General features: G+C 68.2%; 19 protein-coding genes. 11 read left to right on the forward strand and 8 right to left on the reverse strand.

Annotated elements, in window-relative coordinates; translation table 11 throughout:
* Window positions 1-42: 42 nt before the first annotated feature.
* Both F0357_RS17220 and F0357_RS17225 read left to right on the forward strand, forming a co-directional pair.
* The gene (locus tag F0357_RS17220; protein WP_312861641.1) at window positions 43-2,580 is read left to right on the forward strand and encodes a ligase-associated DNA damage response DEXH box helicase; all 2,538 of its coding nucleotides are present in this window, start codon (window positions 43-45) and stop codon (window positions 2,578-2,580) included.
* A gap of 197 nt (window positions 2,581-2,777) precedes the next feature.
* Window positions 2,778-4,133, forward strand: coding sequence for a trimethylamine monooxygenase (locus tag F0357_RS17225; RefSeq protein ID WP_153484919.1), 1,356 nt, complete (start codon window positions 2,778-2,780; stop codon window positions 4,131-4,133).
* A 79-nt stretch (window positions 4,134-4,212) separates the two neighbouring features.
* Here F0357_RS17225 and tal read toward each other — a convergent pair whose 3' ends face one another.
* Window positions 4,213-5,172 carry a transaldolase gene (gene tal / locus F0357_RS17230; RefSeq protein WP_153484921.1) on the reverse strand — a complete coding sequence of 320 codons (960 nt, stop codon included), beginning with the start codon at window positions 5,170-5,172 and terminating at the stop codon, window positions 4,213-4,215.
* Window positions 5,173-5,495: 323 nt separating this feature from the next.
* Between tal and F0357_RS17235 the strand changes: the two genes are divergently transcribed.
* Window positions 5,496-6,248, forward strand: coding sequence for an SDR family NAD(P)-dependent oxidoreductase (locus F0357_RS17235; protein ID WP_208948392.1), 753 nt, complete (start codon window positions 5,496-5,498; stop codon window positions 6,246-6,248).
* Window positions 6,249-6,287: 39 nt separating this feature from the next.
* On the opposite strand, the gene F0357_RS17240 is transcribed toward F0357_RS17235, so the two are convergent.
* Window positions 6,288-8,027 carry a L,D-transpeptidase family protein gene (locus F0357_RS17240; protein WP_153484932.1) on the reverse strand — a complete coding sequence of 580 codons (1,740 nt, stop codon included), beginning with the start codon at window positions 8,025-8,027 and terminating at the stop codon, window positions 6,288-6,290.
* Between the two features lie 279 nt (window positions 8,028-8,306).
* On the opposite strand from F0357_RS17240, the gene F0357_RS17245 reads away from it, so the two are divergent.
* The 3 genes from F0357_RS17245 to F0357_RS17255 all read left to right on the forward strand — a co-directional run bounded on the left by F0357_RS17245 (window position 8,307) and on the right by F0357_RS17255 (window position 11,791).
* Window positions 8,307-10,139, forward strand: a complete 1,833-nt coding sequence (locus F0357_RS17245; RefSeq protein ID WP_153484934.1) for a M3 family oligoendopeptidase — start codon at window positions 8,307-8,309, stop codon at window positions 10,137-10,139.
* 114 nt (window positions 10,140-10,253) lie between these two features.
* Entirely contained in the window at window positions 10,254-11,210 is a 957-nt protein-coding gene (locus F0357_RS17250) for a heme-dependent oxidative N-demethylase family protein (RefSeq protein WP_312861642.1), read from the forward strand.
* Window positions 11,211-11,278: 68 nt separating this feature from the next.
* Complete coding sequence (locus F0357_RS17255; protein ID WP_153484936.1) at window positions 11,279-11,791, forward strand: DUF6790 family protein; 513 nt, start codon at window positions 11,279-11,281, stop codon at window positions 11,789-11,791.
* Between the two features lie 63 nt (window positions 11,792-11,854).
* Here F0357_RS17255 and F0357_RS17260 read toward each other — a convergent pair whose 3' ends face one another.
* Window positions 11,855-12,037 (reverse strand): CsbD family protein, encoded by a 183-nt coding sequence (locus tag F0357_RS17260; protein ID WP_153484938.1) that lies wholly within the window; start codon window positions 12,035-12,037, stop codon window positions 11,855-11,857.
* A gap of 135 nt (window positions 12,038-12,172) precedes the next feature.
* Here F0357_RS17260 and pdeM point away from each other — a divergent pair, with 135 nt between their 5' ends.
* Window positions 12,173-12,889 (forward strand): ligase-associated DNA damage response endonuclease PdeM, encoded by a 717-nt coding sequence (gene pdeM, locus F0357_RS17265; RefSeq protein ID WP_153484947.1) that lies wholly within the window; start codon window positions 12,173-12,175, stop codon window positions 12,887-12,889.
* Between the two features lie 6 nt (window positions 12,890-12,895).
* Here the strand turns inward: pdeM and F0357_RS17270 are convergent, their stop codons facing one another.
* Together F0357_RS17270 and F0357_RS17275 are read right to left on the reverse strand one after the other, a co-directional pair.
* Window positions 12,896-13,681, reverse strand: a complete 786-nt coding sequence (locus tag F0357_RS17270) for a TIGR02186 family protein (protein WP_208948393.1) — start codon at window positions 13,679-13,681, stop codon at window positions 12,896-12,898.
* Window positions 13,678-14,607, reverse strand: a complete 930-nt coding sequence (locus tag F0357_RS17275; protein WP_312861643.1) for a sulfite exporter TauE/SafE family protein — start codon at window positions 14,605-14,607, stop codon at window positions 13,678-13,680. The genes F0357_RS17270 and F0357_RS17275 overlap by 4 nt, the downstream gene beginning before the upstream one ends.
* Window positions 14,608-14,858: 251 nt before the next feature.
* Here F0357_RS17275 and eno point away from each other — a divergent pair, with 251 nt between their 5' ends.
* From eno to F0357_RS17295, 4 genes are all read left to right on the forward strand, one after another.
* Complete coding sequence (gene eno / locus F0357_RS17280; protein ID WP_153484951.1) at window positions 14,859-16,142, forward strand: phosphopyruvate hydratase; 1,284 nt, start codon at window positions 14,859-14,861, stop codon at window positions 16,140-16,142.
* A 163-nt stretch (window positions 16,143-16,305) separates the two neighbouring features.
* Complete coding sequence (locus F0357_RS17285; RefSeq protein WP_153484954.1) at window positions 16,306-16,803, forward strand: DUF2165 family protein; 498 nt, start codon at window positions 16,306-16,308, stop codon at window positions 16,801-16,803.
* A gap of 112 nt (window positions 16,804-16,915) precedes the next feature.
* Complete coding sequence (locus F0357_RS17290) at window positions 16,916-18,391, forward strand: methyl-accepting chemotaxis protein (RefSeq protein ID WP_153484957.1); 1,476 nt, start codon at window positions 16,916-16,918, stop codon at window positions 18,389-18,391.
* 270 nt (window positions 18,392-18,661) lie between these two features.
* Entirely contained in the window at window positions 18,662-19,993 is a 1,332-nt protein-coding gene (locus F0357_RS17295; protein WP_208948394.1) for a histidine-type phosphatase, read from the forward strand.
* 134 nt (window positions 19,994-20,127) lie between these two features.
* On the opposite strand, the gene F0357_RS17300 is transcribed toward F0357_RS17295, so the two are convergent.
* From F0357_RS17300 to F0357_RS17310, 3 genes are all read right to left on the reverse strand, one after another.
* Window positions 20,128-21,411: a glycosyltransferase gene (locus F0357_RS17300; protein ID WP_153484963.1), complete on the reverse strand. Its 1,284-nt coding sequence runs from the start codon at window positions 21,409-21,411 to the stop codon at window positions 20,128-20,130.
* 178 nt (window positions 21,412-21,589) lie between these two features.
* Window positions 21,590-22,873, reverse strand: coding sequence for a nucleotide sugar dehydrogenase (locus F0357_RS17305; protein ID WP_312861644.1), 1,284 nt, complete (start codon window positions 22,871-22,873; stop codon window positions 21,590-21,592).
* Between the two features lie 107 nt (window positions 22,874-22,980).
* Window positions 22,981-23,214: a hypothetical protein gene (locus tag F0357_RS17310; protein ID WP_153484976.1), complete on the reverse strand. Its 234-nt coding sequence runs from the start codon at window positions 23,212-23,214 to the stop codon at window positions 22,981-22,983.
* Window positions 23,215-23,269 lie beyond the last annotated feature (55 nt).

Genomic DNA, 23,269 nt, shown 5'->3' on the forward strand with positions numbered 1-23,269 from the left:
TGCGGATTTTCCTCGGCGCCGACACGCACTACATCTGAAGCCGTGGACACCCTGGACGCCGACGCCTTGCAAACCGCGCTGCTGCCGCGACGCTTCGCGGACTGGTTCGCCGCGCGCGGCTGGACGCCGCGGCCGCATCAGCTCGCACTCCTCGACATGGCGGCTTCGGGGCGCTCGGCCCTGCTCATCGCCCCGACCGGCGCCGGCAAGACGCTCGCCGGCTTTCTGCCGAGCCTCGTGGCGCTGGCGGAGCGGCCGGCGCGCCGCCCCGGCGAGGCCTATCGCGGCGTTCACACCCTCTATGTCTCGCCGCTCAAGGCGCTCGCGGTCGACATCGCCCGCAATCTCGAAACGCCGATCCGCGAGATGGACCTGCCGATCCGGGTCGAGACGCGCACCGGCGACACGCCGGCCCACAAGCGCCAGCGCCAGAAGGAGGCGCCCCCCGACATTCTGCTCACCACGCCGGAACAGCTCGCGCTCCTCGTCTCAATGCCGGATGCCGCGCGCTTCTTCGAGGACCTCGATGAGATCATTCTCGACGAACTCCACGCGCTCGTCACCTCGAAGCGCGGCGATCTCCTCGCCTTGGACGTGGCGCGCCTGCGCACGCTCGCGCCGCGGCTCCGGGCGACCGGGCTCTCCGCCACCGTCGCCGATCCCGGCGGCCTCGCCGCCTGGCTGATGCCCCAACCGGCGGCGGGTCCCCAGGCGGAGGCCGACCGCATCGTCGTGCAGGGCGGCGCGTCGCCGGATATCTCGATCCTGGAGACGGCCGAGCGCATTCCCTGGTCGGGCCATTCCGCCCGCTACGCCTACGGCGAGATCTACCGGCTCATCGCCGAGCATCGGACGACCCTCGTGTTCGTCAACACCCGCAGCCAGGCGGAAGGGGTGTTCCACGCGCTGTGGACCATCAACGAGCTCAATCTACCGATCGCGCTCCACCATGGCTCGCTCGACCGCGAGCAGCGCCGCAAGGTGGAGGCGGCGATGGCGGCGAACCGGCTCAAGGCGGTGGTCTGCACCTCGACACTCGATCTCGGCATCGACTGGGGCGACATCGACCTCGTCATCAATCTCGGCGCGCCGAAGGGGGCGAGCCGGCTCGCCCAGCGCATCGGCCGCGCCAACCACCGGCTCGACGAGCCGTCGAAGGCCGTCCTCGTTCCGGCGAACCGCTTCGAGGTGATGGAGTGCCGCGCCGCGCTCGACGCCAATTATCTCGGCGTCCAGGACACGCCGCCGCTCAAGGCGGGCGCGCTCGACGTGCTCGCCCAGCATGTCCTCGGCATGGCCTGCGCCGCGCCCTTCTCGGCCGACGGCCTGTTCGCCGAGGTGACCTCCGCCTTGCCCTATCGCGGCCTCGACCGGACGACCTTCGACCGCGTCGTCGATTTCGTCGCGACCGGCGGCTACGCGCTGCGCTCCTACGAGCGGTTCGCCAAGATCCGCCGTGGCATCGATGGGCTGTGGCGCCTGACCCATCCGCGCGTCGCCCAGCAATATCGGCTCAATGTCGGCACCATCATCGAGGCGCCGCTGCTCAAGGTGCGCCTCACCTCGCGCAAGGCGACGGGTGTGGTCGGGCGCGGCGGCCGGGTGCTCGGGGAGATCGAGGAATATTTCATCGAATCCCTCGCGCCGGGCGACACCTTCCTGTTCGCCGGGGAGGTCCTGAAGTTCGAGGCGATCCGCGAGCAGGAGGCGCTCGTCACCCGCGCCCGCGGCGAATCCCCCAAGGTGCCGGTCTATGCCGGCGGCAAATTCCCGCTCTCGACCTATCTCGCGGCGGGGGTGAGGGCGATCCTCGCCGATCCCGCCGCGGCTGTGGGGCTGCCGGATCAGGTCGGCGAGTGGCTGGCGATCCAGGCCCGGCGGTCCGTGCTGCCGGGGCGGGACGAACTCCTCGTCGAGACCTTTCCCCGCGCCGACCGCTTCTACCTCGTCGCCTATCCGTTCGAGGGCCGGCTCGCCCACCAGACGCTCGGCATGCTGCTCACGCGCCGCCTGGAGCGCGTGCGGGCCCGGCCGGTCGGCTTCGTCGCGTCCGATTATTCGCTCGCGGTGTGGGGGCTCGGCGATCTCGGCGCCATGATTGCTGACGGCCGGCTCTCCCTCGACCGGCTGTTCGAGGAGGACATGCTGGGCGACGATCTCGATGCTTGGCTCGCCGAAAGCTATCTTCTGAAGCGCTCGTTCCGTGCCTGCGCGCTGATCTCCGGCCTCATCGAGCGTCGCCATCCCGGCGAGGAGAAGACCGGCCGGCAGGTCACCATCTCGACCGATCTCGTCTACGACGTGCTGCGCAGCCACGAGCCCGACCACATCCTCCTGCGCGCCACCTGGGCCGACGCCTCGGCGGGCCTTCTCGACATCGGCCGCCTCGGCGAGATGCTCGCGCGCGTGCGCGGCCGCATCATCCACAAGGCGCTTGATCACGTCTCGCCGCTCGCCGTGCCGGTGCTGCTCGACATCGGCCGGGAGGCGGTCTCGGGCATGGCGAACGAGGCGATCCTGGCGGAAGCCGCCTTGCGCGAGGACGCCGAGGGGCTGGTGGCCGAGGCGCTGCGGGACTGAGCGCGGCCCTGCGGACGGACCGCGGGGCGCGCCCGTTCAGGCCGCGTGCGGAAAGTTTTATTCCTCACGATAAAATCTTTTGCCAACAAGTCGGCTTTGTTGTTACCGTTCGGTCGCGTCGCACAGCCACGGGCTGAAGCCCGGACAGAAGAACGCGGCCTCCAGAATCAATCTCTCATCCGACGAGAGCGGGAACCATGACGAAGCGGATTGCCATCATCGGAGCGGGGCCGAGCGGCCTCGCGCAATTGCGGGCCTTCGAATCCGCCCGAAAGGCGGGGGTGGAGATCCCCGAGATCGTCTGCTTCGAGAAGCAGAGCAATTGGGGCGGCCTCTGGAACTACACCTGGCGGACCGGCCTCGACGAATATGGCGAGCCCGTCCACGGTTCGATGTACCGCTTCCTGTGGTCGAACGGCCCGAAGGAATGCCTCGAATTCGCCGATTATTCCTTCGAGGAACATTTCGGCCGGCCGATCCCGTCCTATCCGCCGCGCGCGGTGCTCCACGATTACATCGCCGGCCGCGTCGAGAAGAGCGGCGTGCGCAAATATGTTCAGTTCTCGACGCCGGTGCGCTGGGTCTCCTATTCGCCGGAGACCGAGAAGTTCACCGTCACCGTCAAGGACCAGAAGAAGGACGAGACGCGCTCGGAGGAGTTCGATTACGTCGTGGTCGCGAGCGGCCACTTCTCGACGCCGAACGTGCCCTATTTCGAGGGCTTCGAGAAATTCCCCGGCCGCGTGCTGCACGCCCACGACTTCCGTGACGCCAACGAGTTCGTCGGCAAGAACATCCTGCTCGTCGGCTCGTCCTATTCGGCGGAAGACATCGGCACCCAGTGCTTCAAGTACGGTGCCAAATCGATCACCTTCAGCTACCGCACCAAGCCGATGGGCTTCAACTGGCCCGAAGGCTTCACCGAGAAGCCGCTGCTCACCAAGGTCGAAGGCAAGACCGCCTATTTCAAGGACGGCACCTCGAAAGAGGTCGATGCCATCATCCTCTGCACCGGCTATCAGCACCACTTCCCGTTCCTGCCGGACGACCTCAGGCTCAAGACGAACAACCGCCTCTATCCGCTGAACCTCTATAAGGGCATCTTCTGGCAGCAGAATCCCAAGCTGATCTATATCGGCATGCAGGATCAGTACTACACCTTCAACATGTTCGATGCGCAGGCGTGGTATGCCCGCGACGTCATCCTCGGCCGCCTCAGCCTGCCGTCGGCCGCGGAGCAGGATGCCGACATCAAATCCTGGCGCGCCCGGGAAGAGGTGCTGGCGAACCCGTTCGAGGCGATCGATTACCAGACCGAATACATGCGCGATCTGCTCGCCGCGACGGATTATCCCTTCCTCGACGTCGACAAGGTTGCGGCGCTCTTCAAGGAATGGGAGCACGACAAGGAGCACTCGATCCTCGGCTACCGCGACCATTCCTATGTCTCGGTGCTGACCGGAAATCAGGCGCCCGTCCACCACACCCGCTGGATGGAAGCGCTCGACGACAGCCTGGAGGCGTTCCTCGCCATCAAGGAGGCGGCCGAGTAGGCCGCTTCACCCTCGCCAAACGAAAAGGGCGGATGCCGCGTGGCACCCGCCCTTTTTCATGCGCGAAGGTCGCGCCGGATCAGGCAGCGAGGCGCTCGGCGACGATCTTGCGCAGCGAGCCGAGGTCCTTGACGAACTGACGGATGCCTTCCGAGAGCTTCTCGGTCGCCATCGCGTCCTCGTTGAGGGCGAAGCGGAACGCCTTCTCGTCGTAGTGGATGCGGGCCGGCGCGCCGTCGTTCTGCGCCGGATCGAGGGCGCGCTTCAGCTCGCCTTCTTCCTTCGCGAGATCGTCGAGCAGCGACGGGCCGATCGTCAGGCGGTCGCAGCCGGCGAGGGCTTCGATCTCGCCGGTGTTGCGGAACGAGGCGCCCATGACGACCGTCTTGATGCCGTTCGCTTTGTAGTAGTGGTAGATGTTGCGGACGGAGACGACGCCCGGATCGGTCTCCGGCGTGTAGGGGCCGCCGCCGTTCTTGACGTGCCAATCGAGGATGCGGCCGACGAACGGCGAGATCAGGAACGCGCCCGCTTCGGCGCAGGCTACCGCCTGGGCCATCGAGAACAGCAGCGTCAGGTTGCAGTCGATGCCTTCCTTCTGAAGGATCTCCGCGGCGCGGATGCCTTCCCAGGTCGAGGCGATCTTGATGAGGATGCGGTCGTGGCCGACGCCGCGGCTCTTGTAGTCGGCGATGAGGGCGCGCGCTTTGGCGAGGGTCGCCTCGGTGTCGAACGAGAGGTCGGCATTCACTTCCGTCGAAACGCGGCCCGGCACGATGCCCGACAGCTCGACACCGAAGGAGACGGCGAGGTGATCGCACACCGCGTCGCGCACCGCTTCCGACGAGCCGTTCTGCTGCTTGCCCCAGGCGATCGCGGCATCGACGAGGTGGGCGTAGGCGGGCTGATTGACGGCCTTGAGCAGGAGCGAGGGGTTGGTGGTGCAGTCCTGCGGCTTGAGCCGGCGCACGGTTTCGATCTCGCCCGTATCCGCGACGACGACCGAGACTTGGCGCAATTGTTCGAGCTTGGAAACCATGGGCGCTGCGCTCCTCTTGAATGATCGCGGACGCGACCGGCGCATCGGTCGGGACGCGCCGGTCGGGCCGGAAGCCACCGGGCGGGGCCGGCCCTTACATAGCTCCTAATGATCGCCATCCCAACCCCGAAGAGCCCGCCGTCTGTTCGTTTCATGCCTTTTCGCAACGTCTTGGCGTTTCGCTCCGGAAGCCCACGCACCCGGTGCGCCGAGCCCGATTGCATTGCCGGGCACCTTGGCTTCAAAGTCGCCCACGAGGGTGTGCCGCGCGCGGCGATTCACGAAGGGGAGCGGTGATGGTCGTCCGGCGCGGCGAGGGGCCTGTGGCCGTGATCAGCGGCGGAGCGACCGGGATCGGGCTCGCGACCGTCCGCCGGCTCGTCGACGACGGCTGGCGCGTCGCCGTGCTCGACAGCGACGAGGACGCCATCGACGACGCCCTCGACGCCATGGGGGACGTCGGCGAGCGGCTGATCGGTGAGCCCGTCGATGCCGCGGACGAAGATCAGGTCGGCGGCGTGCTCGACCGCGTCTGCGACGAATGGGGCATCATCCACGGCTTCGTCCATGCCGCGCACCTGGCTGTCGACGAGACCTTCGAGGCGACCGAGGTGGCGTTGTTCCGCCGGGTGCTGGAGGTTGACGTCGTCGGCGCCTTCGCCATGGGGCAGGCGGTCGCGGCCCGCATGCGGGAGGGCGGGGCGATCGTTCACGTCGCCTCCGCCGCGGGCCTGCGCGGCATCGTCAACGAGGTTGCGAACGGCGCCGCCCACGGTGCCCTCGTCGCGCTGACCCGCGGCATGGCCGTCGCGCTCGCGTCTCAAGGCATTCGCGTCAACGCCGTCGCGCTCGGGCCGGTGGAGACCCCGCTGGTTGCCCGCACCCACGGCACGCCGTTGCGGACCGCCTGGCTCGCGAACGTGCCCCAGCGCCGCTACGGCCTGCCCGATGAAGCGGCCGGACCGATCGCCTTCCTGCTCTCGGAGGAGGCGAGCTTCGTCACCGGCGAGGTGATCGCCATCGACGGCGGCTTCCTCGCCGCGGGTTTGCTCCGGACGAGCGGCGCGGCGCGGTAGAGTTGGCCGAGCGCCCGCTCAGAGCCCGAGCTCTTTCCCTCAGAGCCCCAGTGCGGCCTTGAGGGCGTCGTCGCGGCCGTAGATGTCGGCGCGCATGTCGAGATTTCCGTCGGCGTCGACCACCGTCGTGAAGTAGGTCAGGTGGACGTCGACCGGCTTGGTCAGCCGGACCCAGCGCTCGGAGCCGCCGACGAGCTTTTCGAGGCGGCTGCCGTTCCAGTGCGGCTCGTCCGCGAGGAGGGCATCGGCGAAGGCGATCGGGTTCTGTACCCGGACGCAGCCGTGGCTGTCGGCTCGGAGTTCGTTGCTGAACAGGGCCTTTGCCGACGTGTCGTGGAGATAGACCGAGAAGTCGTTCGGGAACAGGAACTTGATGTTGCCGAGGGCATTGCCCTGGCCGGGCTTCTGGCGGATCGAGACCTGTCGCGCCGTCTTGTCCGACCAGACGATGGAATGGGGATCGACCCGCTTGCCGTTGACCAGAACCTCGTAATTGCGCCGTGTCAGGTAGGACGGGTTGCTGCGGATCGAGGCGAGCATCTCCTTGCGGACGATCGAGACCGGCACGTTCCAATAGGGATTGACGACGATGTTGACGATGCGGCTCGACAAGGTCGGCGTCTGGTTGGTGGCGCGCCCGACCACGACGCGGGTCGTCAGCACCGTGTTGCCGTCGCGCACGACCGCCACCGAATAGCCGGGGATGTCGACCCAGACGTGGGCGGCACCGAGATCGCGCGGCATCCAGCGCCAGCGTTCCATGTTGATGAGGATGCCGGTGACGGCCTCGTCCCCGAGGCCGCGGTTCATGGCGCGCACCGTGCTCGCGCCGATGATGCCGTTCGGCTTCAGCCGGTGGTCTGCCTGGAAGGTCTTCACCGCCTCGACGAGGTCGTCGTCGTAGAGATCGGCGTCGGCGTCGCTCGGCAAGGCGAGGCGTTCACGGATCGCGACGATGCGGGGATCGTGCATGCCGGGCTTCAGCGCGTCGCCGTCGGCGACCGGCTTCGCAACTGCCTTCCGGCCGGCGCGGATCTCCGCGAGCTTCGCCTTGAGGCGGCGGAAGCCTTCCTGGGGCGGGTTGTAGGATTCGAGCGCGGCGTCGGCATCGGCGGCGCTGGAGACGACGCGCAGGACCGAGCTCGGATCGGGCGCGCTCGGCTTGTCCGCAGTCAGCGACGACAGGCTGCTCGGGACGACGCGGCCGGTCTGGGCGTCGTGGGCGAAGGCGAGGACGGCCTGGGCCATCGCGAGCTCCGCCGCCGCAACCCGCGCCGGGGTCTCCGGTCCTCGTGTGCCGAAGCCGGTGGTCCCCGCCCGATAGGCGGCGGGGTCGAGCCCGTCTTCGCCGGCATGGGAGAGGCGGGCGGCGACGGCTTTCGCCGCCGGCGTCGCGACGCCGCCCGCATACCACACGGGCTCGAAATCCCGCTCGACGTAGAACTGGCCGATCGCGGCCCAGGCCGGGTCGACCTTGGCGTCCTTGTCCGCCGCAAGGGCGGCGGCGGCCTCGTCGCGCTCGCCCTTGTCCACGGGGGCGGAGCCGGCGAGCGGGCCGGTGTGCACCTCGATCGCGGCGCGGAGCGCAACGGCCAGCGGATCGACGGTGGGAACGGTGGCGGTCGGAGACGGTGTGTCGCTCTCGACCATGGCCGGCGCGCCCGCCATCTCCGCGGCGGCGCCCGGCGCGGCCGGCATTGCGACGGCGCGGCCGGCGCCGAAGGCGAGGAGAAGCGCGAGGGCGGTCGCACCGAAGCGCGCGGTCGGACGGAATGTCATGAAGTGTGCCTCGCTGCCGGTGCGGAGAGCGTCCGCGAACCGCCTCCACCTGAGACGGAAACCGCCAACGACTTCAACGACGGAAGGGTTAACGGAGCGTGACTGCGGAGCCGTCTGGGGCGTTTCAGACGGTCACATCCCCGTCGAGCCGATTGATCCCGACGGGGGAGAGGCCCTAAGTCTAGAGGCGCCTCGATCCGAGGCTCGCATCGGCCCGGCGTTCCGCACGGCATCGGCCCTCGGCCGGCCAGGCTGCGCCGCGAAGGAGTTCGCCCGAGCATGTTCGATTTGCGTTCCGCTGTTCGCGCCGCCGCCGGCGCGGCCGCCGCTTCCTCCCTCGGCGATCTGCCGGAGTGGAATCTCGCCGACCTCTATCCGGCGATCGATTCCCCGCAGGTCGCTCACGACCTCACCCGCGCCTTGGAAGAATCGAAGGCGTTCGAGGAGCAGGTGAAGGGAACGCTCGCGGGCGCGCTCGATGGGGGCAAGGGCGGCGCCGCCCTCGCGGCGATCGTCGCCCGCTACGAGGAGCTCGAAGAGCTGCTCGGCCGGCTCTATTCCTTCGCAGGCCTCGTCTATGCCGGCGACACGACCGACCCGAAGCGCGCGAAGTTCTACGGCGACGTCCAGGAAAAGCTCACGACGGCGAGCGCTTATCTCCTGTTCTTCTCCCTCGAACTGAACGATCTCGACGAGGCGGCGCTGGAGGCCGGCTTCGCCGATCCCGCGCTCGCTTATTATCGGCCCTGGCTCGAAGACGTCCGCCGCGAGAAGCCCTATCAGCTCGAGCCGCGCATCGAGCAGCTCTTCCACGAGAAGTCCGTCACCGGCCGCGGCGCCTGGAACCGCCTGTTCGACGAGACGATCGCCGCCCTGGTGGTGCCGATAGGCGACGAGAAGCTGTCGCTCGAACAGGCGCTGAACCGCCTCCAGGACGCCTCCGTCGAGGTCCGCAAGGCCGCCGCCGAGGCGCTCGCGGTGACCTTCAAGGACAATCTGCGCGTCTTCACTTTGGTGATGAACGTGCTCGCCAAGGACAAGGAGATCGCCGACCGCTGGCGCGGCTTCGAGGACGTGGCGGATTCCCGCCATCTCGCCAACCGCGTCGAGCGCGAGGTCGTCGAGGCGCTCGTCACCTCGGTGCGCGAATCCTTCCCGCGGCTTTCCCACCGCTATTACGCCCTCAAGGCGCGCTGGCTCGGCAAGGATCATCTCGACCACTGGGATCGCAACGCGCCGCTGCCGGACGCCGACGATCGCGTGGTGCCGTGGCCGGCCGCGCGCCAAACCGTGCTCGACGCCTACAACGCGTTCTCGCCGGAGATGGCCTCGATCGCCGACCGCTTCTTCGAGAACAACTGGATCGACGCGCCGGCCCGGCCCGGCAAGTCGCCCGGCGCCTTCGCCCATCCGACCGTGCCGAGCGCGCACCCTTACGTGCTCCTCAATTATCAGGGCCGCGTGCGGGACGTGATGACGCTCGCCCACGAGCTCGGTCATGGCGTGCATCAGGTGCTCGCCGCGCCGAACGGGGCCCTGATGGCGCCGACGCCGCTCACCCTCGCCGAGACGGCGAGCGTGTTCGGCGAGATGCTGACCTTCCAGAGCCTGCTCGAAAAGACCCGCACCCCGACCGAGCGCAAGGTGATGCTGGCCTCCAAGGTGGAGGACATGCTGAACACGGTGGTGCGCCAGATCGCCTTCTACACCTTCGAGCGGAAGGTTCACCTCGAGCGCCGCAGCGGCGAACTGACCGCCGACCGCATCTCCGAGCTCTGGCTCGAGGTGCAGAGCGAGAGCCTCGGCCCGGCGATCCGGCTCAATCCGGGTTACGAGACGTTCTGGTGCTACATCTCGCACTTCATCCACGCGCCGTTCTACGTCTACGCCTATGCGTTCGGTGATTGTCTGGTGAACTCGCTCTATGCCGTCTATCGGCAGGCGGATGCGGGCTTCCAGGAGAAGTACTTCGCCCTGCTCAAGGCCGGCGGCACCAAGCACCATGCCGAGCTGCTCGCGCCGTTCGGTCTCGACGCGCGCGATCCGACCTTCTGGAGCAAGGGCCTCGGCGTCATCGAGGCGCTGATCGACGAGCTCGAAGCGCTCGCCTGAGCGCCGCGTTCCGGCGATCGGGTCGGCTCGATCCGATCGCAACGCTCGATGCCGGCCTCGGCCGGCATTCCGGCCCTTCGGGGCCACCGCCCCGTCCGCCCGGACGGGGCGTCCGTGCATGAAGTGGGTTTCCTCCCGATGTCCGCGCTGCGCTACACACCCTATGACGGCTCCCGCAAGCCCTTCACGATCGGCCTCCAGCCGCTCGACATGGCGACGTGGTTCGAGGTGGACGAACACCTCACGTCCTATCTCGCCGAGAAGGAGGCCCTGTTCGCCGAGAAGCGGAATGTCGTCTTTCTGGCCGAGCCGGACACGGTCGAAAGCCAGCGGCTCATCGCGGACCTCGTCGCCGACCATCTGACCGCGCACCTCCCCGACCTCTACAAGCGCGACCGTTCGGTCGTCACGGTCGTCCCGTCGGGGGCGGCCGTCGATCTCGCGGCCGGCGGCGAGCCGCCGCTGCTGCAGGCGGCGCGTCTCGTGCAGGAAGACCTCTGCGTGATGCGCCGGGCCGACGACGGCTGGCGCCTCGTCGCCGCCGCGTTGTGCTTTCCCTCGTCGTGGTCCCTCGCGGAGAAGTTCGGGCGCAATCTCGACGCCATCCACGCGACCGTTCCCCATTATGCCGAGCAGCTTGCGGTTCGGATGAGCCGCATCTTCGACAGCCTCCGGCCGGAGATCCCGGCGTGGCGGATGAACTGGTCGCTCAATCCCGACCCAAACCTCCACCATCCGGAATCGAAGCAGCTCCCGCGCGACCGCGACTGGACCGCGGACGAGGATGCGGTCGCCTCGCGCGTCTTCATCCGCGTCGAGCGCCAGACCCTGCGCAAGCTCGCGAACGGCGACATCCTCTTCACCATCAAAATCTACGTCGATCCGCTGACGACCCTGCGCGCCCATCCCGAGGGTGCGCGGCTCGCGCTTTCCCTGCGCGAACAGGTGCTCTCGCTGGATGAGTCCCAGCTCGCCTACAAGGCGCTGAGCGAACACCGCGACCGCGTCGCCGATGCGCTGGCGGCGATCGGGGGGCTCGACGAGCGGCTTCAGGCGCCGGAGCCGGCATAAGGGCAAAGTGGTGCCGGCAAGGCGCTGGCGTCAGGGTTGGGCTGAGGACGTTTGGGGGGAGGTTAGCAATGGTCACTGTCGTGCCGTTCGCGCTGGTGGTGCTCGCCTTCGTGGCCGCGCTCGCCGAACTCTTGATCCGCCGACGCGGCTTCGGACCCGAGCGGATCGCCCGGGTGCTGCTGCGCTGGATCCTCGTTTTTCCGCTGGCTTTGATGGGATTGTGGGCCTTCTCCGGCCACATCTTCGCGCCGGCCCAGGTCGCCGCCTCGATCGGGTGGCCGACGAGCCCGTTCCAGTTCGAGATCGGGATGGCGAACCTCTCCCTCGGCGTGACCGGCCTCATCGCCGCGTTCCGCCGCGATTTGGGCTTCCCGCTCGCGGTGGCGATCGCTGCGCTCTGCTTTCTCGGCGGCGACGGCATCGGCCACATCATCCAGATCGAAACGACCGGCGACATGGCGGCCGGCAATGCCGGCGTGATCCTCTACATGGATCTCTTCGTGCCGCTCGCGCTCCTCGCGCTCATCGGCGTCGTCGCGGCGACCCGGAAGACCTCACGCTCGGACACCGCGCGCGCCTGAGCCCCAAACGCAACGAGGCCCCGCATCGCGCGGGGCCTCGCCGGAGTGACCAAAGCGGCGGGATCAGTCGCGCAGAGTGTCGCGCGCCGCGTCCTTCGCTTTGCCGATGGCGGACTGCACCTTGCCCTCGGTCTTTTCGATCTTGCCTTCGGCTTCGAGACGGGTGTTGCCCGTCACCTTGCCGGCAGCGTCCTTGACCGTGCCGGACACCTGCTTGCCGGCACCGTGGATGCGATCCTTATCCATGTCTCGTCTCCCTCATGTGGTTCGAGATGTCTGGAAAACGCGCGGGCCACGGACCGGTTCCCGAACGCTCGAGCGCAACGCCCCGCGACAACCCTCCGCTTGACCGATCGGCATCGGCGAGAGATTGAACGAAGCATGAACTTCGTCGATTCACCTCCGCGCGCCGAGGACGCGATCAGCCCCGTGACCGTCGCCGGCACGAGGCTCTCGCTGCATGCGTCGGGCGCGCTGTGGATCGCGGCGGAGCGGCTCCTCGTCGTCGCCGACCTCCATCTCGAGAAGGGCTCCTCCTTCGCCCGCACGGGGCAATTCCTGCCGCCCTACGACACGGCGACGACGCTCGCGCGCCTCGAAGGGGTCGTCGGCGCGCTCGATCCCGCCGCCGTGGTGGCGCTCGGCGATTCCTTTCACGACCGCGACGGGCCCGCGCGCCTAGGCGACGATGATCGACGGCGTCTCGCGCGGCTGATGGTGGGACGCGACTGGATCTGGGTGACCGGGAACCACGATCCGGTTCTGCCGCCGACGCTCGGCGGCGACGTGGCGTCCGAACTGGGCGTGAGCGGGCTCACGCTGCGCCACGAGCCGTCGGCGGGACCCGCACCGGGCGAGGTCGCCGGTCATCTCCATCCGGTGGCGCGCGTGGTGGGGCGCGGCCGCTCGCTGCGCCGCCGTTGCTTCGCCGGGGACGGGGAGCGGCTCGTTCTGCCGGCTTTCGGCGCGCTCGCGGGCGGGCTCAACGTGCTCGACGCCGCCTTCGCGCCGATCCTGCCGCGCGGCCGGCTCAGGGCGCATCTGATCGGCGAAGGGCGGCTCTACGCCTTCGCCGGGCCGGCTCTGCTGCCCGGCTGAGGCGTCTCAATCGCGGCGGAACACCACGCCGCCGATCCAGCCGATGCCGACCGCCATCGCGACCACCGCGAGGCCATAGAGGAACGGCCGGCCGACGGCGAAATCGTGCACTGCGGCCTCGAAGCCCTCCTTGCGGACCGTCAGGTCGAGCAGCGTGCGCGCGGCGAGCACCCGGTCCGAAAAGACGAAGACCTCCACGCGATAATCCCCGTTTGGCACCTTCTTCGGCAGCGGAACGGTGGCGCGGAAGAAGGTCGGCGTCAGCATCACGACGCTGCCGCTGCGTTCGGCGAAGAGGCCGTCGTGTTCGCGAAGACGGATCAGCGCGTCTCGAAAGCCCCCGTCGTCGCCGGTCGCCGTGGCCGCTCCGAAACTCGCGCGCGCCGCTCCGATGCCGTAGGCGTCCAGCGTCGCGGGCGCGGCGGCGTCGGCGAGGGGGCGGTTGGAATCGAGCGCATAGAAGGACGGCACGAGCGGGTATTCCCGCGAGGCGCCGCCGATCCACAGCCCGGCGACGCGCTCCTTGCGCCGCGCCGCGACGTGCTCGGGCGGGCCGCGCACAACGACGACCACGTCGTAAGGGGGGCCGTGGTCGAGCCCGCCGCCCTCGGCGCTGATGACGCCGAAGACGACGATGTCGGCGCCCGAGAAGTTCGATTGGATCTTGATCTTCGGCGAGGACACCGAGGCGACCACCGTCTCGGCCCACGCCGCGCCGGGGGCGGCGGCGAGCGCAGCCGCCACGAGGCCGAGGGCGGCGGCGCGCCGCGCGAAGGCGCCGATCCCGCTCACATCCGCGCTCCCCATTCGAGCACCGAGAGCTGGTAGAGATCAACCGGGTGAACGATGAGTTCGTAGCCGAAGCGCAGGGCGACCGCGAGAACGAGGAGCCCGAGCAGCGCCCGCAGATGCTCGCCGCGCATGCGCAGGCCCATCTGCGCGCCGAACTGGGCGCCGATTACGCCACCCACCATCATCAGGAGGGCGAGGAGGCCGTCGACCGAGACCGAGGTCACCGAGTGGAGCAGGGTCGCGATGATCATGGTGCCGAGCGTCTGGACGAGCGAGGTCCCGATCACGATCGAGGTCGGCACGCGCAGCAGATAGATCAGCGCCGGCACCAGGATGAAGCCGCCGCCGACACCGAGCAGCGCGCCGATGAAGCCGATACCGGCGCCGATCCCGATCACCGGAATGACGCTGACATAGAGCCTTGAGGTGCGGAACCGCATCTTGAGCGGCATCCGATGAATCCAGTTGTGGCTGCGGCGGTGGACCGGCAGGCCGCCCTCCCGGCGCGCGCGCAACAGCGAGCGCAGCGATTCGAACAGCATCAGTCCGCCGACGGTGCCGAGCAACGCCATGTAGGAGACCGAGATCACCACATCGAGGCGGCCGGCACGGCTCAACAGCGCGAAGCACCAGGTGCCGGCCGAGGCCCCGGCGATGCCGGAGACGAGGAGAAGCCCGGACAGTCTGAGATCGATCGAGCGGCGGCGCCAATAGGTGAGGGCGCCCGACGCGGACGACGCGATCATCTGCGGGGTGACCGTTGCCACCGCGACCGAGGTGGGCACGCCGGAAAAGATGAGGAGCGGCGTCAGCAGGAAGCCGCCGCCGATACCGAACAGCCCGGAGATGAAACCGACCGCCGCCCCCATGCCGACGATCATCAGCACGTTGATCGGCATCTCGGCGATCGGGAGATAGATTTCCACGGGAGGAAGCTCTCGCAGGGGCCGCCTGCGCGGCACGCAGGGAGCGCCATAGAAGACGCCGGAATCCGGAGCGTCAACCGCCGGTCGTCGTTCCTCGGCGACACGGCCCTCGACGACCCGGTGGCCACCTTTGCGCGCCACCGCATCTTGGGTTAGGAGAAGCGCGTCCGATCCGCGGCCTCCCGCGGGCCGCCCGCCCTTCCGGTTCTTCCCGACCAGCCGCCGCTCAGGCGCTCATTCCGGAGACAAGCATGACCGCTATCGTCGATATCATCGGCCGCCAGATCCTGGACAGCCGCGGCAACCCGACCGTCGAGGTCGATGTCGTTCTGGAAGACGGTTCGTTCGGCCGCGCTGCGGTGCCGTCGGGCGCTTCGACCGGCGCCCACGAGGCTGTCGAGCTGCGCGACGGCGGCAAGCCCTATCTCGGCAAGGGCGTCGAGAAGGCGGTCGAGGCCGTCAACGGCGAGATCTTCGACGCGGTCGGTGGCCGCGACGCGGAAGACCAGATCGCGCTCGACAACCTGCTGATCGAGCTCGACGGTACGCCCAACAAGAGCCGGCTCGGCGCCAACGCCATCCTCGGCGTCTCGCTGGCCGCCGCCAAGGCCGCCGCGGAAGCCTGCGGCCTGCCGCTCTACCGCTATGTCGGCGGCGCGTTCGCCCACACCCTGCCGGTGCCGATGATGAACATCATCAATGGCGGCGTGCATGCCGACAATCCGATCGACTTCCAGGAATTCATGATCCTGCCGGTCGGCGCCGAGACCTTCGCCGAGGCGCTGCGCGCCGGCTCGGAAATCTTCCACACGCTGAAGAAGTCGCTCAAGGACGCCGGCCACAACACCAATGTCGGCGACGAGGGCGGCTTCGCCCCGAACCTGCCGTCGGCCACCGCCGCGCTCGACTTCATCGTCCAGGCGATCGAGAAGGCCGGCTACAAGCCGGGCGAGAACGTCTTCATCGGCCTCGACTGCGCCTCGACCGAGTTCTTCAAGGACGGCCGTTACGATCTCGCCGGCGAAGGCCGCGTGCTCGATCCGGCCGGCATGGTCGATTATCTCGCCGACCTCGCCGGCCGCTACCCGATCATCACGATCGAGGACGGCATGGCGGAAGACGACTGGGCGGGCTGGAAGCTCCTCACCGACCGTCTCGGCTCGAAGCTGCAGCTCGTCGGCGACGATCTGTTCGTCACCAACACCAAGCGCCTCCAGGACGGTATCTCCCAGGGCGTCGGCAACGCGATCCTCGTGAAGGTCAACCAGATCGGCACGCTGACCGAGACGCTCGACGCCGTCGAGACCGCCCACAAGGCGGCCTATCGCGCGGTGATGTCGCATCGCTCGGGCGAGACCGAGGATTCGACCATCGCCGACCTGGCGGTCGCGACCAATTGCGGGCAGATCAAGACCGGCTCGCTCGCTCGCGCCGACCGCACCGCGAAGTACAACCAGCTCCTGCGCATCGAGCAGGAACTCGGTCCCCAGGCCCGCTACGCCGGCCGCAGCGCCTTCGCGACCTTCTCCAAGTGAGGAAGGCCCGGCGCGGCCCGCGATGGCCGCGCCGACCGCCTTTACGTTCCGCGAAGGAAGGCCGGGAGAGGTTTCCCGGCCAGGCGTCCTGCGGTCAACCGCTGCGCTTCGCTCTGGTTCCTGCACGCGGGCCTTGTTAAAAAGGCGGGCAGGGGGTGCTGCCATGCTTGTTGCCCGCGTGTCGAAGACCGCGCTCGTTGCCGCCATCGCGCTCTACGTGACGCTCGTCGCGGTCGGCAACGTCGTCGACTACGGCACGAACTACGCTTTCGTGCAGCACGTCCTGATGATGGATACGATTTTCCAAACGTCCCAGATTGCGGGACGCTCCATCAACGTGCCGCTCGTCCACCGCATCGCTTATGGCCTCATCATCGCCCTCGAATGGGCGGTCGCCATCATCTGTTGGGTCGGTGCGGTGGTCATGGCGCTCCGGTTGCGCCGGCCGGCCGTCGTCTTTCAGCGTGCCAAGGCGTGGGCGATCGCGGGGCTCACTCTCGGCGTGATCCTCTGGGCCGTCGGCTTCCTGGCCATCGGCGGCGAATGGTTCGGAATGTGGATGTCGTCGGTTTGGAACGGCGTGCAGCCTGCGTTCCGCATCGCCCTCTTGATCCTTGCAGTCCTCATCTACGTCTCGCTCCCAGAGCCTGAGATCGGCTGAGTTTGCGATCAAGCTATTGATTTTTTTTGATAAAGTGAAGTTCTCCCGATCAGTTTGGGACAAGCGCCGAGCGGTATGATCGCTCATCCTCACAGAGGTACGGCGGATCAGAATGAATATATTTGGCAGGAAGAACGCCCAGCTCGCGTTCGACGCGCTCGATCGCTCTTTTGCGATTATTGAGTTCGAGACGGACGGAAGGATCACGGCGGCCAACAAGAATTTCCTCGATCTCATGGGCTACCGGCTCGACGAGGTCGTCGGCCATCCGCACAGCTTGTTCGTGCCGGACGCGCTCAAGGTGAGCGACGATTATCGCCGGTTCTGGGACGACCTTCGCTCCGGGCAGTTCAAGTCGGCGGAGTTCCTGCGGATCGCCAAGGGCGGTAAGGAAGTCTGGATTCAGGGGACCTACAATCCGATCCTCGACGGCGGCAAGGTCATCAAGGTGATGAAGTTCGCCTCCGACATCACCGCGCAGAAGCTCCGGGCGGCGGATTTCGAGGGGCAGATCGCGGCGATCTCGAAATCCCAGGCTGTGATCCACTTCACGCTCGACGGGCAGGTTCTCGACGCCAACGACAACTTCCTGAATGCCCTCGGCTACCGGCTCGACGAGATCGTCGGCAAGCATCACAGCATGTTCGTCGATCCCGCGGAGGCGAGGACGCCGGACTACGCTCGCTTCTGGGAGCGGCTCGGCGCGGGTGAGTATCAATCCGCCGTCTACAAGCGGATCGGCAAGGGCGGGCGCGAGGTCTGGATCCAGGCCTCCTACAATCCGATCCTGGACCTTTACGGTCGCCCGTTGAAGGTCGTGAAGTTCGCGACCGACATCACCGAGGAGGTCCACAAGCAGTTGCGGCGGGAGACGATCCAGAAGGCGATCGGCGCCGACCTCGAGCGCATCTCGGACGAGATCTCGGATGCGAACCAGCAGGCGGCCAGCGCCGCGAGCGCCGGCTCCCAGACCTCCTCGAACGTCCAGGCGGTCGCGGCCGGAGCCGAGGAACTCGCGGCTTCCGTCGACGAGATCAGCCGGCAGGTCACCAGCGCGTTGAAGATTTCCAACGAGGCGGTCGGAGAAGGCGAACGCAGCAACGCGATCGTCGGGGGCTTGGCCGAGTCGGCTCAGCGTATCGGCGCGATCGTCGCCCTCATCAACGACATCGCGGCCCAGACCAATCTGCTCGCCCTCAACGCGACGATCGAGGCGGCGCGCGCCGGCGAGGCCGGTCGCGGCTTCTCCGTGGTCGCCGCCGAGGTCAAGGATCTCGCCAGCCAGACTGCGAAGGCGACCCAGGAAATCAGCGCCCAGATTGCGGCGGTCCAGGGCCGCACCGAAGAGGCGGTCGGCGCCTTGCGCTCGGTCGGCCAGCGCATCAACGACATCAACGCCATTTCGACGAGCATCGCCTCGGCGGTCGAGGAGCAGGCGGTCGTCGCCCGCGACATGTCGGCCAACATGCAGACGGCGGCGCAGGGCGTCGAGACCATCATGCAGAACATGAGCGCGATCGCGGGCTCGACCAAGCAGGTCGATCAGGCCACGCGTCAGGTGCGCGAGCGGTCGCTCGAAATCGCCTGACGTTTCGCGCGGCGGTGCCGCAACCAGCGGGCGCCGACGTCGTCGGGTGCCCGCCTTTGTGTGAATCCCTCTGAGAAGGCAGAGCTTTCGCGCCTCCCCTCAAGGACGGACGTGAGGCGGCGAGATGACTCCGCCGTTTCGCTCGGCTAGGCTCCGCCTCGCGCCGACGGCGTTCGACGCGGGTCTCCGGCGGTCGCGAAGCGGGTGGGCGCCCGCGCGGCGACGGGCTCGGCTTTCATGGGGATTTCTGAAACGATGCGATTGGGTCACTTGGCCATCGCCGCGGGGCTCGCGGCAGGGTTCGGCTTGACGGTCTGCGGCACCGGCGCGCTCGCCGCCGACGCGACCGCCACTCAGCCGGTGATGGGGTCGGCGCCCGAACCGATGCCGACGGGGTGGACGCTCAAGGGCGTCGTGGTCCTCAGCCGCCACGGCATGCGCGGTCCGACCTATGCCGTCGATTGCGATCAGGCCGGGGGTAACCCCAACGGATGCCTCGATGCGGTGGGGCAGCTGCCGTGGCCGACCCTCGGCGTGGTGGCCGGCCATCTGCTGCCGGAAGGCTACGACCGGGTGCGTTCGATGGGCCGCTACTACCGGCTGCGCTATGCCGAGGACGGCGTCCTGCCGAAGACAGGCTGCCCGGTGCCCAAGAGCGTCTACTTCATCGCCGACACGGACGAGCGCGTCGTCATGACGGCCGGCGCCGTGATGGACGGCATGTTCCCGGGCTGCGACATCGACAATCTGGTGGTTCAAGGGGATATCTATCGCGGGCCGTCCTGCGGCTATTCCAAGGAGAAGTCTGCGAAATCGGCGCAGGATTTCGCCGGCGGCTCGTGGGAGAAGGCGGCCAAGGGCGACCTCGCCGGGCCGATCGCGGCGCTCGACAAGGTCGTCGGCCCGCTGAAGCCGGAGGTCTGCACCGCGCTCGGCCTGAAGTCGCCGTGCTCATCGGCCGACATTCCGACGACCGATTCCAAGCCGGGGGTGATCAACTTCCTGAGCCAGCCGGCCGAACAGCTCATCATGCAATACGGGTCGGGCCTGCCGATCTCGGAGGTCGGCTGGGGCCGCGTCGCCGAGGCCACCGGCATGTCTACGTCCGAGGGCATCGGCTACATCAACAAGATCCACGCCTTCAACGATTGGGTCCTGAACTCCTCGCCCTACGACGCCGCGCGCAAGGGGTCGCAGGTGCTCGACGTCGTGGAGCGCAACGTGCGCGACGTTGTCGAGGGCAAGGGCGCGCAGTTCCGCTTCCTGTCGAGCCACGACAATTACATCCTGCATGTCGGCGGGCTGCTCGGCCTGACCTGGAAGCTCCCGAGCTATGCCGAGCATCAAGTGCCGCTCGCCGGATCGATCGCGTTCGAGGTCTGGCAGCCGCCCGCGGGCGAGCCCGTCGTCCGCCTCGTCTATGCGGCGCAGAGCATCGACCAGATCCGCGACAACCCGGATCTGACGCCGCAATCCCCGCCGGGCCTTCAGGTCCTGCCGGTGAAGGATTGCAAGCCCGGCCCGTCGGGGAGCTGCGCCTGGCCGGCGTTCAAAAAAATCGCCGACCACGCCATCATCAAGGCCTGCGTCCGCAGGTCCTGACGGTTACCGTGCGGGCGTCCGGACGGCCGCCGGCGCGGGAATCATCCCGCTAAACGAAGGCCCCCCAAGCGACCTCGATCGGTCGCCGCGGGGCCTTTTCGTTTGCGCTGCGAGGGCGCTCAGGCGGGCAGGGTCTAAGCGGGCCCGATCAGGTTCGCGATGTGGCGCACCGCGTCGCCGAGGCCGTCTTCGCCGGCGATGCGCGCGGCGAGCGAATGGGCGGCAGTGGCATAGGACGGCGTGCCGACGAGCTCCGCCAGCCGTGCCTCGAGCTTGCGCTGGGAGAGCTCGATGACAGGCAGCGGCGCGGGTCCGACGCCGAGTTCGTGCACCCGGCGGCCCCACCAATATTGGTCGAAGGCGAACGGCACTGTGAGGGTCGGCTTGCCGGAGCGCAGGCCGGCCGCCGTGGTGCCGGCGCCGCCGTGGTGGACGACGGCCCGCATCATCGGGAAGAGAATGGGATGCGGGGCGTCGCGGATCGGGAAAATGGTCCCGCCGAAACTCTCCAGGATCGCGCTGTCGAGCGCGCCCCATCCGGTCGCGACGACGGCGCGCAGGCCGAGCGACCGCAGCGCCTTGCCGAAAGCCCGAGTGACTTCAGGCCGGCGTACCGCCGGCATGCTGCCGAAGCCCGCATAGATCGGCGTCTCTCCGGCATCGAGGAAGCGGCGGAAATCGTCGGGCGGCGTCCAGGCCTGGCGTGGTTCCAGGAACCAATAGCCGGTCTGGTGGCAATATGGCGGCTGGTCTTCGGGCTCGGGCGCGACGGCCGTCGAGAAGGCATGCAGGATCGGGAACGGCCGGCCTTCGAGCGCGTGCGCCGGGGACAGGCGCGCCGGTGGCGGGAGGTCGAAGAACTCCCGGCGCAGCTCGCCGATCTCCTTGTGCAGCATCCAGCGCTGCATCCGGTAGAGCTGGAACGAGGCGCGGTTGAGCGGCCCGCCGAGGGTGCGCGACGGCACGATGGTGATCGGATGCTTCGCCGTCGGCGCGGTCGGCTGGAGGGCGGCCACGATGGTCGGGATGCCGAACCCTTCCGCGATGTCGGGCAGCGTGTGGATGACTGGGTGGGCGATCACCGCATCGGCGTCGCGCGCCGCATCCAGGCTGTCGCGCAGGGTGCTCTCGAGCACGCGCCGGGTCACCTTGAGGCCCTTGAGGGTGCTGCGCGGGGCTTCGAGGCTGCCCCGCAGGCTCATCACCAGCGAGGAGACCTCCGGCCGGTCCAGGAAGCGGCGCACGCTCTCGCCGCATCGGACGAAGGGGAGGCCGTAGCTTTCGACATAATCCTCATGGTCGACCGGCGCGCCGAGACGCACGGAATAGCCGCGCTGCTGCAGGGCGACGCCGAGCGCCACGAAGGGATCGACGTCCCCGCGGGTGCCTTGGGTGAGAAGGAGAATGCGCTTGGCCATGGCTGCGCCGAATCAATACGAGAAACGCTCAGGACCGTATGTCGACCGATGCAGCCGAACTTTAAGAAGCGACGATGGCATCAGCATCTCGCCGGGAGAGAAATGCGGCACCTGTGACTTCGTTGCATCAATCGCGCCGAATCCCATTATGACAATCCGTCAAAACAATTAAGAAGGCTCAAAGCCTTCCATCGCTTGAGGAACGCGGGAAAACGGCCTTGAGATCGTAGAAGACGCAAGGGGTGCGTCCGAAGACAGCGATGGCGTCCGCGCCGAGCGTCCGGAAGCGGTCGTGCGCGACCGCGAGGACGATGCCGTCGTAGGTGCCGGGCGCCGGCTCCGGCACCAGGCTCAGGCCGTATTCATGCGCCGCCGCGGCCGCGTCCACCCACGGGTCGTGCACGTCGACCGCGACGCCGAAGGCGCGCAGCTCCGACACGATGTCGATCACCCGAGTGTTGCGCAGATCGGGACAATTTTCCTTGAAGGCGAGGCCGAGCACGAGGACCCGCGCGTCGTGGACGGCGATCCTCTTGCCGATCATCGCCTTGATGACCTCGCCCGCGACGTAGCGGCCCATGCCGTCGTTGATGCGCCGGCCGGCCAGGATCACCTCCGGGTGATAACCGACTGCCTGGGCCTTGTGGGTGAGGTAATAGGGATCGACGCCGATGCAGTGGCCGCCGACCAAGCCGGGGCGGAAGGGAAGAAAATTCCACTTCGTGCCGGCGGCCTCGAGCACCTCGGCGGTGTCGAGGCCGAGACGGCGGAAGATGATGGCGAGTTCGTTGACGAGGGCGATGTTGAGATCGCGCTGGGTGTTCTCGATGACCTTGGCGGCCTCGGCGACGCGGATCGATCCGGCCTTGAAGGTGCCGGCCGGGATGATCGAGGCATAGAGCGCGTCGATGAAATCGGCCGCCTCCGGGGTCGAGCCCGAAGTCACCTTGCGGATCGTCGGCAGGCGGTGAGCCTTGTCGCCGGGATTGATCCGCTCCGGGCTGTAGCCGGCGAAAAAGTCGCGGTTGAAGCGGAGGCCGGACTGCGTCTCGATCACCGGGACGCAATCGTCCTCGGTGGCGCCGGGATAGACGGTCGATTCGAACACGACGACGCCCCCCGCCCGGATCGCCCGGCCGACGGTCGCGCTCGCGGCGATGAGGTGGCCGAGGTCGGGGCGCTTGTGCGCGTCGATCGGGGTCGGAACGGTGACGATGAAGACGTCAAGGCCCGCGAGGTCCCGCTCGTCGGACGTGAAGGTGAGCCGGGCCGCGGCGGCGAACTCCTCGGCTCCGATCTCCTGCGTGCTGTCACGCCCTTGGCCGAGTTCCGCAAGGCGGCGCGGGCTGATGTCGAAGCCGATGGTGCGGTAGCGCTTGCCGAATTCGACTGCGAGCGGCAGCCCGACATAGCCGAGCCCGATGATGCCGATGCGCGTGTCGTCGGAGAGCGTGAAGGTCACAGGATCGCCTCGCCACAGATGGTCCGGCATCCGCTAGCACGAAGCCTTCCCGCGAGGCCACCCCGGCGGCGGACCGCCGGGGCGTCGGTCTGGCGAGCCGATGCGGCTCAGGGCGTCGCGGGGGCCGGCTGGGTGGGCGCGGCGGGTTCCGCACCGGCCGGGGCCCGGGCGCCGGGGCGCGGCGGCATCGGACGGGCGGCGAGCGCCTGGTCGAGCAGCGGCTTCACGGCCGCCACGCATTGCTGCGTGCTGTCCTCCGCGGCGCACTTGATCAGGATGCGGCCGCGCGGCCCGCCGTCGAACAGGAAGGCGGCGCCCTTGCCCATCATCGGCATCATCATCGGCGGATGGCGCCAGCCGCCGGGCCCACGATCTCCCGGGCCACGATCTCCCGGG

This window comes from Segnochrobactrum spirostomi, from assembly GCF_009600605.1.
GTDB classification, from domain to species: domain Bacteria; phylum Pseudomonadota; class Alphaproteobacteria; order Rhizobiales; family Segnochrobactraceae; genus Segnochrobactrum; species Segnochrobactrum spirostomi.